This window comes from Streptomyces sp. NBC_01334 (genome assembly GCF_035983595.1).
GTDB classification, from domain to species: Bacteria; Actinomycetota; Actinomycetes; order Streptomycetales; family Streptomycetaceae; genus Streptomyces; species Streptomyces coriariae.
Genome location: NZ_CP130718.1, coordinates 8,963,497 through 8,977,653, shown reverse-complemented (window position 1 = coordinate 8,977,653; position 14,157 = coordinate 8,963,497). Strand labels below are relative to the sequence as shown.

Below are 14,157 nucleotides of genomic sequence, written 5' to 3'. Positions count from 1 at the left end.
GCATGTCTCGCTCGATCGGACCGTGCCCGACTACATTTGACGGCGTTCGACTGCGTTCGACGCCCGGTCAGGTCGCCGTGGCCGCCGCGGCGGCCCGCCCCGCCTGGCGCCCGGAGAACAGACAGCCGCCGAGGAACGTGCCCTCGAGTGAGCGGTAGCCGTGGATCCCGCCGCCGCCGAAGCCGGCGACCTCTCCGGCCGCGTACAGACCGGGCACGGGGTTCCCGGCTGCGTTCAGGACCCGGCCGGAGAGGTCGGTCTGGAGACCGCCGAGGGTCTTGCGGGTGAGGACGTTGAGGCGTACGGCGATCAGCGGGCCCGCGCTCGAGTCGAGGATCCGGTGGATGGCGGCCGTGCGGCTGAGTGAGTCCCCGGTGTAGTTCAGGGCGTTGCGGATGCCCATGACCTGGACGTCCTTGGTGTAGGCGTTGTCGATCTCCCGGTCCCGGGCCTCGATCTGACGCTTGAGGTCGGCGAGGTCGATGAGTGAGGTGCCGGTCAGCTTGTTCATGCCGGCGACGAGGTCGGTGAGCGTCGAGGCGACGACGAAGTCCTCGCCCTTGTTCTTGAACTTCTCGATCGGCTCCGGGGTCTGCCAGATCCGGGACAGCAGCTGCCAGACGTTCTTGTTGGTGAGGTCGGGGTTCTGTTCGGAGCCGGAGAGCGCGAACTCCTTGGCGATGATCTTCTGGGTGGTGACGAACCAGGAGTAGTCGTAGCCCGAGTCGGTGATGGTCTTGAGGGTGTGCAGGGTGTCGTAGCCCGGGATGTCGGGCGTGTTGAACCGCTTGCCCGTGGCGTCGAACCACATCGAGGACGGGCCGGGGAGGATGCGGATGCCGTGGCCGGGCCAGATCGGGTCGTAGTTGCGCAGGCCCTCGGTGTAGTGCCACATGCGGTCGGGGTTGACGATGCGCCCGCCCGCCTTCTCGGTGATGCCCAGCATGCGGCCGTCGACGTGCGCGGGAACGCCCGTGACCATGAACTTCGGCGGGGTGCCCATCCGGGCGGGCCAGTTCTGCCGGACCAGGTCGTGGTTGGCGCCGATGCCGCCGGAGGTGACGACCACGACCGGCGCGCGCAGCTCGAAGTCACCGACGACGGTGCGGGAGCTGGGCTTGCCGCGGGCCACGCTGCTGGGCTCCAGGACGGCCCCGCGGACGCCCGTGACGACTCCCCCGGTGGTGACGATCTCGTCCACGCGGTGCCGGAACCTGAAGGTCACCTTGTTGTCGGCGACCGCGGCCCGCACCTTCTTCTCGAACGGCTCGACGACCGCCGGTCCGGTGCCCCAGGTGACGTGGAAGCGGGGCACGGAGTTGCCGTGTCCGGTGGCGAGGCCGCCGCCGCGCTCCGCCCAGCCGACGATCGGGAACCACTGGACGCCGAGTCCGGAGAGCCAGGACCGCTTCTCGCCGGACGCGAACTCGACGTACGCCTTGGCCCACTGGTACGCCCAGTGGTCCTGGCCCTTGGGGTCGTCGACGCCCCGGTCGAAGCCTGCCGTGCCCTGCCAGTCCTGCCAGGCCAGGTCGTAGGTGTCCTTGACGCCCATCAGGCGCTGTTCGTCGGAGTTGACGAAGAACAGTCCGCCGAAGGACCAGAACGCCTGGCCGCCGATGCTCGCCTCGGGTTCCTGGTCGAGGAGGAGCACCTTGCGTCCGGCCGCGGCGAGTTCGGCGGTGGCGACGAGTCCGGCCAGCCCGTGGCCGACGACGATCGCGTCGGCGTCCTGCGTGGCGCCGTAGGCCGGGAAGGCCTGCGCGGCGAGGGTCGCGCCCGCGAGGACTCCGCCCGCCACGGTCAGGGCGTGGCGGCGGGTGATTCCGTCGGCTTCGGGGGTGTCCATGAGCGGCCCTCCTGGAGGCTTTCGCGGGGGCGGTGCCTGGACCGTGCTCGGGTAGGCCCTGGTCGGTCCATGGGTGGCGTGACTGAGGGGTGTTCCTGCGACAGCTGCACTGTTACCGTCGGTAGCCCAACAGGAAACCAGGTCGTCACACGGCTCCGGTAGTGCGCGGGCGTCAACGTGAGCACCGCTCGCTTGTGGCTCGGCGACAGCGTCCGGGCGGAGGGGGGACGCATGACCGTCGTCCACGGACCGGAGCCGGTCGCCCGGGTCCTGCGGGACATGGCCGCCGACGTCGATGTGTGCGTCGAGCTCGTGCACGCCGCCCGCAGCCGCTCGCCCGAGCTGTCCCGACTGACCGAGGAGGCGACCCGGTCGCATGTGACGGCGATGCTGCGCGCGGCCGACCCCTGGTTCACCGCCCCGGAGCGGACCGGGTCGGTCGACGACCAGGACTTCACGGCCGCCCTCCTGCTGGGCGCCGACCGTGCCGTGCAGGGCGTGCCGATGACGGTCGTCCTTCGGGGCGTGCAGGCGGCGCTGGGCCGCGCGGCGGAGATCGTCGTGGACCGGTGCCGTTCGGCGGGGGTCTCGGACCGGGCACTGCTGTCGGTCGTCCTGCGGCTCCAGGAGTACGGCGCGGCGATGGAACGGCAGGTGATCCACGGCTACCGCGCCGCCGAGCACGAGTCGCCACGCGCGCTGGGCGCCGTCCGCACCCGGCTGCTGCACCAGGCTCTGGTCGGCGAAGTCCCGCCGCGCCAGGAGGAGTTGGCGCGCGCCGGGGTCCGGGCGGACGCCGCCGGGCACTACCACTGCCTGGTCGCCGCTCCCGTGCCCGCGCGGGCGGTGCGCTCGCCGCACGCGGTGACCGTGCCGCTCGACGGCCGTGCGGCCGGACTGTGTCCGCGGCCACCGGAGGCCGACGAGGTCGATCCCGAGGCGCTCGTCGTGGTCGCGCCCGCCGCCCCCCTGCCGGAGCTTCCCGCGCTGTACCGGCTGTGCGTGCGCGCCGTGGATCTCGGCCGGCAACACGGTCTGCACGGGCTGTACGACGTCACGGACTTCGCCGCCCGGATCGCGCTGGCCGAGCAGTCCTCCCTGGGCGCCCTGCTGAGCCGCCGACTGCTCGGTTCCCTCGATCCGGCGGACGCCTTCCATCATCAACTCGCCCTCACCGCACTGGCGTTCCTGGACAACGGGCGCCGACTCGACCAGACCGCGGCAGCGCTGTTCACCCACCCCAACACCGTCCGCTACCGGCTCGGCCGACTGAGGCAGATCACCTCCACGTCCCTCGCGGACGGTGACGGCCCGCTGGTCGCCCTGCACTGGTGGTGGGCCCTCACCGCATGGCTGGAGTCGTCAACACGGCGCTGAACAGAAGGCCTTGCGGGCGGTCCCGTCATGTTCGACCTGTCGGACATTGTTCGAGAACTCTTGACGCGGCTACGAAGACCGTTTGACACTCTCGCAACATCACGTCACACGGTTGAAACGGCGGTCCCCCCATGACGCACAGACATCGACCCGGCGACCGTGCGAGACGGGGGGCGGGGCGTCTGGCCGCACTGACCGCCGTGTCATTGCTCGTCGGCCTCGTCGGGGCGGCGACCCCCGTACAGGCCGACGAGGCCGCCGACATCACCGACGGTCTGGCCCTCTGGTACAAGCTCGACGCCACGTCCGGCACCACGGTCACCGACGCCTCCGGCCACGGCCGCGACGGCACGGTGGCCGGCACCGCCAGCTGGTCGTCCACCGGCCAGGGCCTCGCCTTCAACGGCTCCGACACCTACGTCAAGGTGCCGAACGACGTGTTGAAGGGCCTGGACGCGATCAGCGTCGCCATGGACGTGCGGATCGACGCCGCCCAGTCCACGCCGTACTTCCTGTACGGCTTCGGCAACTCCAGCGGCAGCAACGGCAACGGCTACCTGTTCACCACGGGCAACTCCCTGCGCACCTCTATCGCCACCGGCAACTGGTCGACGGAGCAGACCACCAAGCCCGCCGACTCCCACAACCTGACCCGTTCGGTGTGGAAGCACCTCACCTACACGCAGTCCGGCACCACCGGTGTGCTGTACGAGGACGGCGTCGAGGTCGCCCGCAACACGTCGGTCACCATCACCCCCGGCGCCATCGGCTCCGGCGTCACCACCGCCAACTACCTCGGCAAGTCGGTGTACTCGGGCGACAAGCTCTTCAAGGGCGACATCCGCGACTTCCGGGTGTACGACCACGCGCTGCCCGCCTCCGACGTGGAGCAGCTCGCCCTCCCCGTGGCCACGCAGGGCGTCGCCGACGACAAGGCCGCCCTGGACCTCGGGGACACCGATGCGGTGATCACCGACCTGGACCTGCCCAAGACCGGCACCGCAGGCGGCGCCACCATCAGCTGGGCCAGCGACGACACCACCCTGGTGTCGGACGCCGGCAAGGTGACCCGTCCCGCCGCGGGCGAGCCGGACGGCCACGCCACGCTCACCGCCACCCTCAGGAAGGGGACGGTCACCGCGACCAAGTCGTTCGACGTCACGGTCCTCGCCGCGTTCGACGACGCGACCGCCGCCCGGCAGGCCGCCGACGCCCTCACGGTCCACAACCTCGACGACGTACGCGGCAACCTCAGCCTCCCGGCGACCGGTTCCTACGGCACCGACGTCAGCTGGGCCTCCGCGCGAGCGGACGTCGTCTCGGCCGACGGCGTGGTCCACCGGCCCGCGCACGGCACCGGCGCCACCACCGTCGACCTGACCGCGACCGTCACCAAGGGCGAGGCGAAGGCGACCCGCGTGTTCACCGCGAAGGTCCCCGAACTCCCCGTGAAGGAAGCCCTCAAGGGCTACATGTTCAGCTACTTCACCGGCGAGGGCACGTCCGACGGCGAGCAGCTCTACGCCGCGCTCAGCAAGGGCAACGACCCGCTGAAGTGGCGGGAGCTGAACAACGAGCAGCCGGTCCTGACCTCCACCCTCGGCGAGCAGGGCCTGCGCGACCCGTTCATCATCCGCTCCCCCGAGGGCGACAAGTTCTACCAGATCGCCACCGACCTCAGGATCTACGGCAACGGCGACTGGGACGCCGCCCAGCGCACCGGCAGCAAGTCCGTCATGGTCTGGGAGTCCACCGACCTCGTCCACTGGACGGACCAGCGCCTGGTGAAGGTCTCCCCCGACAGCGCCGGCAACACCTGGGCGCCCGAGGCGTACTACGACGCCGGCCTCGGCGAGTACGTGGTCTTCTGGGCGTCGAAGCTGTACGACAACGCGGCGCACTCCGGCGACACGTACAACCGGATGATGTACGCCACGACCCGCGACTTCTACACGTTCAGCGAGCCCAAGGTGTGGATCGACCGCGGCTACTCGGTCATCGACTCCACGGTGATCCAGCACGACGGCACGTACTTCCGGCTGTCGAAGGACGAGCGCAACAACTCCTCCTCCACCCCCAACAGCAAGTTCATCTTCGAGGAGAAGAGCGACTCGCTGCTGAACCTCTCCTGGGACGCGGTCGCCGAGGGCATCGGCAAGGGCGCGATGAACGCGGCCGAGGGACCGCTGGTGTTCAAGTCCAACACCGAGGAGAAGTGGTACGCCTTCCTCGACGAGTTCGGCGGCCGCGGCTACCTCCCGTTCGAGACCACGGACCTCGCCTCCGGCGTCTGGACCCCGTCCACCGGCTACGACCTGCCGGCCAAGCCCCGCCACGGCACGGTCCTGCCGGTCACCCAGGCCGAGTACGACCGGCTGCTGCGCGCCTACCAGCCGGACCAGCTGGTCGAGAGCGTCGAGGACGTGTCGGTGAAGACACGGATCGGCCAGGCCCCGGTGCTGCCCGCGACCGTGATCGCCACCTACGCCGACGGCGTCGCGCGCCCGGTGGCGGTGGCCTGGGACGACGTCCCGGCCTCGGCATACGCACAGGCCGGCACGTTCACGGTGACCGGAAGCCTGCCCGACGGCGCCGCGCTTCCCGTCCGGGCCCGCGTGACGGTCTCCGAGGAGGGCGCCGACGTGCCCGCCGACCTGCTGCTGCACTACGGCTTCGACGAGACGTCCGGCAACATCGCCGTCGACTCCAGCGGCCACGGCAACCACGGCACCTACGTCCGCACGCCCGAGTTCGGGACCGGCGTGGACGGCGGCTCGTTCAAGATGTCCGGCGACTCCGCCACCTCCCCGTACGTCAAGATCCCGAACGGCGTGCTGAAGGGCGCCGACAGCGTCACCGTGTCCACGTACGCCAAGTGGAAGGGCGGATCGTCCTTCCAGTGGCTGTTCGGGCTCGGCCCCGACAGCGACAAGTACCTCTTCGCCACCCCCTCCAACGGCGGCTCCAGCCTGTACTCGGCCATCACGAAGGCCAGTTGGTCGGCGGAGTCGAAGCTGACGGCCGGCTCGCAGCTCACCCCCGGCGAGTGGCGGCACGTCACGGTCACCCTCGACGGCGCCACCGGCACGATGGTGCTCTACGTCGACGGCGTCGAGGCGGCCCGCACGACGACCACCGTGAAACCGTCCGAGCTGTACGACTCCGCCAAGGACCACAGCGGCTACATCGGCAGGTCGCTGTACTCGGCCGACCCGTACTTCGGCGGCGAGGTCGACGACTTCCGCGTCTACGACCGGGCCCTGCCGGCCGCGGAGGTCATGGAGCTCAGCGGCAACACCGCGGGCATCGCCAAGGCGACGCACCCCGCGCTGAAGGTCGACGCCCTCCTCGACAACGCGACCGGCAAGGTCACGCTGCCGCTGAAGGAAGGCACCGACCTCACCGCGCTGGCACCGGAGTTCACCCTCGCCCACGGCGCGGCGATCAGCCCCGCCTCGGGCAGCGTGCACGACTTCAGCAAGCCGGTGACGTACGAGGTGACCGGCTCGGACGGCACGAAGCGCAGCTGGACCGTGTCGGCGCTGGTCATGAAGAGCCCGGTGCTGCCGGGTCTCAACGCCGACCCGAACATCGTGCGCTTCGGTGACACCTTCTACATGTACCCGACGACCGACGGCTTCGAGGGCTGGAGCGGTACGCAGTTCAAGGCGTACTCGTCGACCGACCTGGTGCACTGGACGGACCACGGGGTCATCCTCGACCTGGGGCCGGACGTGAGCTGGGCGGACAGCAGGGCCTGGGCGCCGGCGATCGCCGAGAAGAACGGGAAGTACTACTTCTACTTCTGCGCCGACGCCAACATCGGTGTCGCCGTCTCCGACTCGCCCACCGGCCCGTTCACCGACGCCCTGGGCAAGCCGCTGCTCAAGGCCGGCCAGTACAGCGGCCAGATGATCGACCCGGCGGTCTTCACGGACGACGACGGACGGTCGTACCTCTACTGGGGCAACGGCCACGCCTATGTCGTGCCGCTCGGCGACGACATGGTCTCCTTCGACGCCTCGAAGATCACCGACATCACCCCGAGCGGCTACAACGAGGGCAGCTTCGTCGTCAAGCGCAAGGGCACCTACTACTTCATGTGGTCGGAGAACGACACCCGGGACGAGAACTACCGCGTCGCCTACGCCACCGGCCCCTCGCCCACCGGCCCGTGGACCAAGCGCGGCGTGATCCTGGAGAAGGACCTCTCCCTCGGCATCAAGGGCACCGGCCACCACTCGGTCGTCCAGGTGCCGGGAACGGACGACTGGTACATCGCCTACCACCGCTTCGCCATCCCCGGCGGTGACGGCACCCACCGCGAAACCACCGTCGACAAGCTGGAGTTCGACGCGGACGGCCTGATCGAGAAGGTCGTGCCCACCCTCACGAGCATCGACCCGGTCACCGTCGTCCACGCCGGACCCGACGCCCAGGGCGTCGAGGGCGCCGCGATCGCCCTGACCGGCACGGTCTCCGGGGCGGGCGGCGCACGATGGACCGTCGAGAAGGGCGCGCCCTGCACGGTCGAGGACCCCGCCGCCGCCCGCACCACGCTCACCTGCACCGACAACGGCACCTACACCGTCACCCTGACCGGCGGCCGCAGCACCGACTCGGCCGTGGTGACGGTGACGAACGCGGTCCCCGCCATCACCTCGGCCACCGGCCCGTCGGGCCCGGTGCCGACGGGCCGCGGTACGGCCGTCACCGTCCGGTTCGGCGACCCGGGCGCCGGTGACACCCACACCTGCGTCGTCGACTGGAAGGACGGCGGCAAGCCGACCACCGGCACGGTCACCTCGTCCGGCTGCCGTGCCGAGCACACCTACACCTCGGCGGGCATCCGCCGTCCGGTGATCACCGTCACCGACGACGACGGCGCCTCGGCGGCCACGACGCTCCCCGAGCTGATCGTGTACGACCGGGCCGCCGGACCGGTGGTGGGCGCGGGCACCGTCGACTCCAAGGTCGGGCCGAAGCTGACCGGCCGGGCGTTCTTCTCGCTCACGGGCGGCTACCTGCCGGGGGCCGGCGCCCCGGCCGGAGGGGTCACCTTCGACTTCAGGCCGGCCCACCTGAAGTTCCGCTCCACCGGCCTCGACTGGCTCGTCGTCTCCGGCCCCACGGCCGTCCTCCAGGGCTCGGGCACGGTCAACGGCAAGAGCGGCTACGGCTTCCGCGTCACGACGACGGACAGCCCCGACACCTTCCTCATCAAGATCTGGAAGAAGTCCGGCGGGGAGGTGGTCTACAGCAGTGGCACCCCGGCAAAGGTCATCGGCGTCATCACGGTCGGCTACGGGCGCCGGTAGCACGGACGCCTGGCCCTCGATCCGGCCGGGCGGTTAAGGTCATGGGCCCCCTGTCCTCGGCAGGGGGCCCGATCGCGACCTGGGGGAATTCGACGCATGCCGACACCGGAGCAGATCTGGGAGGACGCCGATCTCGCCACCCGGCGCCTGGCCGGAATCGCCCTCAACCCCTCGGCTCCGCAGGACGTCCTGCTGCACCTGCTGGCGGAGGCGCCGCTCGCCGTACGGATGGTGCTGTGCCGGGACCGGGTGCTGCCCGAGGCGGTCGTCGACGCCGTCATCGAACATCCCGACCACCGCACCCGTAGCTTCTTCGCCCGCAATCCGCACGTCGCCCCGGCCCAGCGGGTGCGGCTGGTGGACGATCCGCACTGGTTCGTTCGCGCCCATCTCGCCGAGGCCCCACGGGTGACCGCCCCCGCCGAGCCCCGGCCGCTGCCCGACGACACCGTCGTCCACATGATGAACACCTACGATCCGGAGCACCTGGGCGGCACCTTCTACCGGCAGTTCTCCCTCGCGCTGCGCCGCTCCATGGCAACGCATCCGGACGCGAAGGTCCGCGCCTGGGGAGTCGGCATGTGGGGTTGGCAGGACGCGAAGACGCGGGCCGCGCTGCTGGCGGACCCCGACGACGAGGTGCGCAGGCGCGCGCAGGACCGGCTGCGCCACGAGGATCCGGTGTGGGTGGAGAGCGTGCTGCCCGACCGGTCCTGCCACGCCCGCACCGGCGCACTGCTCCACGACGCTCTCAGCAGGGCCGTCGTGGACCGCGTCCTCACCGCTCCGGCCGGTCCCGAGGACCGACAGATGATCGCGGGCAACCCGAGTCTCCCGCCCGACGTCGTGGTCCTGCTGGCCGCCGATCCCGACCCGGAGGTCCGGTGGCACATCGCGCGCCGCACGGACCTCGGTCCCGTCGAACGCCGCGCGCTGGTCTCCGATCCCGAACCCGACGTACGCCGGACGGTCGCCCGCCACCGCGACCTCGACCACGACGAACTCCGTGCCCTCGCGGCCGATCCCGACCCGAAGGTCCGGCTGTCCGTGTCCCTCCACCCCGCGTGGACCGAGGAGGAACGGGCCGCGATCGACTACGAGGTCCCCCTGGACGAGCCGTTCTGCTTCTACCCCGAGCGGCTGTTCCCGCGGGACCCCGAGACCGTCCGCCGGGACGCTCTCTCCGGTCACCCGATGCTGCGCCGGGAGGCGGCGCGAGAGCGCACCCTGCCGCCCGACCTCGTGGCCCGGCTGGCCGCCGACGACGACCTCGGCGTCCGCGTCCTGCTGGCCCAGAACCAGCCGGACGTCCCGGCGGCCCTCCTGCTGCGCGGCTTCCTGGAGTACACCGGGCCCGAGCGCGCCCACCTCGTCACCCGGCCGAACTTCCCCACGCACGGGCTCGCCGCCCACGCCGACGACGAGGACCCCGCAGTCCGGGCCCTCGCCGCGCGCGACCCCGGGACCCCGCCGGCCACCGTGGCACGACTCACCCGGGACCCCGAACCCGCCGTCCGGGCGGCCTTCGCCCGCCACCCGAACCTGCCGCCCTCCCGGCTGGCGCAGCTCCTCGACGACGAGGAGCTGGCCCACCACGCCGCCGCCAACCCGGCCCTGGCCGAGGGCGCCCTCCGCGCCCTGGTGAGGGCTCTGCCGGTCAGCTGAGAGCCTGCAGCGCCTCCAACGCCCGCGCGGTCTGCGGATACCGGGCCAGCAGGGTCGCTCCGGACGACCCGACGGCGGGACTCTCCCACGTCCCGTCGCAGCCCAGCAGGGCCGCCAGCGCGTCGCAGGTCGCCGGGTGCGCGGCGAGGAGCGGCAGGCCGCCCCCGGTGCTCGCCACCGACTCCACCGGCACGCGGGGCAGTCCCTGCGGGAGGCGCCACGGCGGTACCCAGGAGTCCAGCTCGGTGAGCCGGGCGGGAAGGAGCCGGCCCGCCTCGCGGATCAGCAGCGGGGCATGTTCGGCGCCACCGGCCCGCAGGGTGCCGATGAGGGTCGGCAGCCAGGGCAGCAGCACCGAGTCCGGGAGCCGGGCGAACGCGTTCGACACGGCCTCGACGACGAAGTCGGCCAGGCCCGGCACCGGTTCCAGGGCGTGCACGAACCCGCTGAGATAGCGCGGATAGGCGGGCACCACCAGCGGGTTGCCGAGCAGCTCCGCGCAGCGCTCCTGCAGGGCCGTCCTCGGCAGGGTGCCCAGGTGGGTCTGCGCCGCCCACAGCAGTGCGCTGCGGGACGGCTCGGTCGGGTGGGACTGGGCGAGGGCCAGTTCGAGCTGGGTGCGGTCGCAGCCCAGGGACAGCGCCAGGCCCTCCATGCCGAACAGGAAGCCCAGCATCGCCGCGACCTGACGGACCGTCGCGTCGTCGTCGGTGAACGCCGTCGGCAGCAGGGTGCAGTAGTGCGCATAGCCGGTCTTGACGAAGGACTCGATCCAGGGCGGGAGCACCGGCTCGGCGGTCCGGTAGTGGGCCAGCAGCCGGCGCACCCGGCGCAGCACCTCCGGCGCGCCGTCGACGCTGCGCTCGCTCGCCAGGACCTCCAGGGCCCGGGTGCCGAGCTCGTCGGCGAGGCGACGGCTGCGCAGGTAGAGCGTGGCGTCCTCGACGGCCTCGAGGACCTGCGCCGCCGTCGCCCGGGGGGCGTACGCGGCGCGCCGCAGCCGCTGTTCGAGAACCTGCTCGATGCTGACGCCCTCGTAGCCCAGCTCGATGAGGGCGCGCTGATGGGTGCCGAGGGCCAGGTCCCAGGACTCCTGGATGGGCTGTTCGCCGAGGCGGCGTTCGCCCATGATGGGCCGGGCCGCGCCCTGCGGCAGCAGCCGGCGCAGCATCCACAACAGGTCGGAGCAGCGCGCCAGTTCCGGCCGCGAGGCGATGTCGAGCAGCGCGCGCTGCACTCCGCGCTGCTGGAGCTTCAGGTCCAGCGGTGCGAGCCGGTCGTGCACGTCACGGGCCAGCGGCGGCAGCGCGTCGTAGCCGACCTGACCGACACGGTCGCCGCCCATCATGATCTCGACCAACCGGCCCACGTCCCGCCGGCCCGGTACGGCGTCCTTCTCGATGCAGGTGACGGCCGCGTCCTGGAAGTCGTACGGCGTCGGCTTGGCGCGGTCGCGCATCCCGGCCAGCAGGATCGACGTCTCGAAGACGGCGATGGCGTCGGCGGTGGAGGCGAGGTACCCGTTACGGCGTGCGGCGCGCACGATCTCCACGGACCAGCCGAGCAGTTCGGCCTCGTCCAGGGCGTCGAGGGCGGGCGGCCGCTGGAGGAATCCCGTGAGCCGGTCGGCGGCCGGGCCGGCCGGCCCGGGGGACGTCGGGGCGAGGGCCTTCCTCGGCTTCGCACTCTTCCTCGTGCCCGCCTGGCCCTCCAGGCGGAACGGTCGGACGCCGGTGCGCCTGACGTTCTTCGCCCATTCCGTCGCGGCGATGGACACCGAACCCGCGGCCAGTCCGAACTGCGCTTCGATCGCGCCGTGGCTGGACGGGATCAGGCCGTGCCGCCACTCGGTGCCGCTCGGCGGGCTGATGGTGAAGGTGTCGCTGCCGTGCACACCGAACTCCGCGACACGGCTGGCCGCGTGGAAGGCGCCGCAGACGTAGAGGCAGTCGGCGGGGTCGGTGCCGGTGGCGGCGAGGTGTTCGCGCATCCGCGTCCACATGTACCGCTCGCGGTCCTCGTCCACCCGTACCTTGCGGGGGTCGCCGGGGGCGAGGCGCCGGAAGAGGCTGCCGATGAGCAGCATCACCTGGCGGTAGGTGTCGTGGTCGCTGTCGCCGAGGGGCAGTTCGACGTACTGGTGCCACCACTCCGACCAGTGCCGTACCCGGCCGTGGCGGAGCAGGTGCTCCTCCAGTTCGGCGAAGCGCGGGCGCAGGTCGCCGATCTCCACGCCGACGGCGTCGCCGTGCAGGGCCGTCTGCTCCGCTGCCTCCGGAGCGTCGGGATCGCCGTCGCGCTCGCCTTCGGCGTCGGGTCCGGTCTCCCACTGGAAGACATGGTCCGAGGAGCGGTCGACGAGGACGAGTTCGACGCCCGGAGTGTCGAGCGCGTAGGCGATGGCCTGGTACTCGGCGGAGGCCTCGGTGACCGGGGCGACCACCGAGAGGGGCGCCCAGTCGGCGGGGAAGCCCTCGATCTCGCTCGCGAAGGACTGGACGGCCACCGGCAGACGGCAGTTGCGCAGCTCGGTGAGAAGGGGCGCCATGTCCTCGCACAGCTCGAGGTAGATCGTCCTCGGCTGCTTCTCGCGCAGCCGGCGCGCCATCGCGATGGCGGAGGCCGGTGAGTGGTGGCAGACCGGGAAGATCTCCAGGGGTTCGCTCACCGCGCGCTCGACGTCGTCGACGATGCCCCGCAGGATGCCCTCCAGCGCCGCGGGACCGTCGGCGAACGTGGTGGCGGCGTCCTGGAGCTGGGTGCGCAGGGCGGTGAACGTGCCCTCGGCGGTCGCGGTCACGACAGGGTCGCGATCGCGTCGCGGCCGCCCTCGAGGAACTCCGGCCAGGAGCCCCCCTCCTCCTTGCTGCGCGGTTCGACGACGCCGTGCAGGTACTTGTTGAGGATGGCGAGGTCCTCCGGTGCGCGCCGGGCCAGGGAACCGACGAGGGAGGAGGCGAGGGTGTGGGCGGTGAGGGCGCGTTCGCCGAAGAAGTTGCTGTGCAGGATGGCGTCCTCCAGGACACCGATCTGCTCGGCCGTGGACAGGGCGGACTCCAGCTTCTCGTCGTCACTGCCGGCGGCGGCCGACGAGGCCCGCAGGTCGGCGAAGCTGCGCAGCAGCACGTCCAGCAGGGTCGGCGGGACGTCCAGCTCGATCCGGTGGCGGCGCAGCAGTTCCTCGGTTCGGAAGCGGACGATCTCCGCCTCGCTCTTCTTGTTCGTCACCACGGGGATCCGCACGAAGTTGAAGCGGCGCTTGAGCGCCGAGGAGAGGTCGTTGACGCCCCGGTCCCGGCTGTTGGCGGTGGCGATGACCGAGAAACCGGGCTTGGCGAACACGATGTTGTCGCTGTCCTGGTCGCTGCCCAGTTCCGGGACCGAGATGTACTTCTCGGAGAGGATCGAGATCAGCGCGTCCTGGACGTCGCTGGTGGAGCGGGTGAGCTCCTCGAAGCGGCCGATCGCGCCGGTCTCCATCGCGGTCATGATCGGCGAGGGGATCATCGACTCGCGTGACTGGCCCTTGGCGATGACCATCGAGACGTTCCACGAGTACTTGATGTGGTCCTCGGTGGTGCCCGCCGTGCCCTGCACGACCAGCGTGGAGTTGCGGGAGATCGCTGCGGACAGCAGCTCGGCCAGCCAGCTCTTTCCGGTGCCCGGGTCACCGATGAGGAGCAGGCCACGGTCGGAGGCGAGGGTGACGATGGAGCGCTCGACGAAGCTGCGGTCGCCGAACCACTTCGGCGCGATCTCCCGGTCGAGGCCGTCGGCGCGCTCGGAGCCCAGGACGAACAGGCGGACCATCTTCGGGGACAGCCGCCAGGAGAACGGTTTGGGGTTGTCGTCGATCGACTCCAGCCAGTCGAGTTCCTCGGCGTACTTGAGCTCGGCGGGGGCGCGCAGCAGGTCGGTCATCGAGGGCCTTTCCAAGAGGTACGTGTG

At 71.3% G+C, this 14,157-nt stretch carries 6 protein-coding genes; 3 read left to right on the top strand and 3 right to left on the bottom strand.

The genetic code is table 11. From position 1 onward, the window contains the following. Positions 1 to 67: 67 nt before the first annotated feature. Positions 68 to 1,849 carry an FAD-binding dehydrogenase gene (locus tag OG736_RS39960; RefSeq protein ID WP_327186791.1) on the bottom strand — a complete coding sequence of 594 codons (1,782 nt, stop codon included), beginning with the start codon at positions 1,847 to 1,849 and terminating at the stop codon, positions 68 to 70. 231 nt (positions 1,850 to 2,080) lie between these two features. Between OG736_RS39960 and OG736_RS39955 the strand changes: the two genes are divergently transcribed. The 3 genes from OG736_RS39955 to OG736_RS39945 all read left to right on the top strand — a co-directional run bounded on the left by OG736_RS39955 (position 2,081) and on the right by OG736_RS39945 (position 10,209). After that, positions 2,081 to 3,226, top strand: coding sequence for a helix-turn-helix domain-containing protein (locus OG736_RS39955; protein WP_327186790.1), 1,146 nt, complete (start codon positions 2,081 to 2,083; stop codon positions 3,224 to 3,226). 131 nt (positions 3,227 to 3,357) lie between these two features. After that, on the top strand, positions 3,358 to 8,544 hold the full coding sequence (locus tag OG736_RS39950) for a family 43 glycosylhydrolase (protein ID WP_327186789.1): 5,187 nt from the start codon (positions 3,358 to 3,360) through the stop codon (positions 8,542 to 8,544). A gap of 96 nt (positions 8,545 to 8,640) precedes the next feature. Beyond that, on the top strand, positions 8,641 to 10,209 hold the full coding sequence (locus OG736_RS39945) for a hypothetical protein (RefSeq protein WP_327186788.1): 1,569 nt from the start codon (positions 8,641 to 8,643) through the stop codon (positions 10,207 to 10,209). Here the strand turns inward: OG736_RS39945 and OG736_RS39940 are convergent. Beyond that, complete coding sequence (locus OG736_RS39940; RefSeq protein ID WP_327186787.1) at positions 10,202 to 13,009, bottom strand: DUF5682 family protein; 2,808 nt, start codon at positions 13,007 to 13,009, stop codon at positions 10,202 to 10,204. The two genes, OG736_RS39945 and OG736_RS39940, sit on opposite strands and share 8 nt — an antisense overlap. Next, the gene (locus tag OG736_RS39935) at positions 13,006 to 14,130 is read right to left on the bottom strand and encodes an ATP-binding protein (RefSeq protein ID WP_267021801.1); all 1,125 of its coding nucleotides are present in this window, start codon (positions 14,128 to 14,130) and stop codon (positions 13,006 to 13,008) included. The genes OG736_RS39940 and OG736_RS39935 overlap by 4 nt, the downstream gene beginning before the upstream one ends. Positions 14,131 to 14,157 lie beyond the last annotated feature (27 nt).

Coding starts and splice junctions, on each gene's coding strand:
- OG736_RS39960 (WP_327186791.1), bottom strand. CDS start 1,849: ATGGACACCCCCGAAGCCGACGGAATCACCCGCCGCCACGCCCTGACC.
- OG736_RS39955 (WP_327186790.1), top strand. CDS start 2,081: ATGACCGTCGTCCACGGACCGGAGCCGGTCGCCCGGGTCCTGCGGGAC.
- OG736_RS39950 (WP_327186789.1), top strand. CDS start 3,358: ATGACGCACAGACATCGACCCGGCGACCGTGCGAGACGGGGGGCGGGG.
- OG736_RS39945 (WP_327186788.1), top strand. CDS start 8,641: ATGCCGACACCGGAGCAGATCTGGGAGGACGCCGATCTCGCCACCCGG.
- OG736_RS39935 (WP_267021801.1), bottom strand. CDS start 14,130: ATGACCGACCTGCTGCGCGCCCCCGCCGAGCTCAAGTACGCCGAGGAA.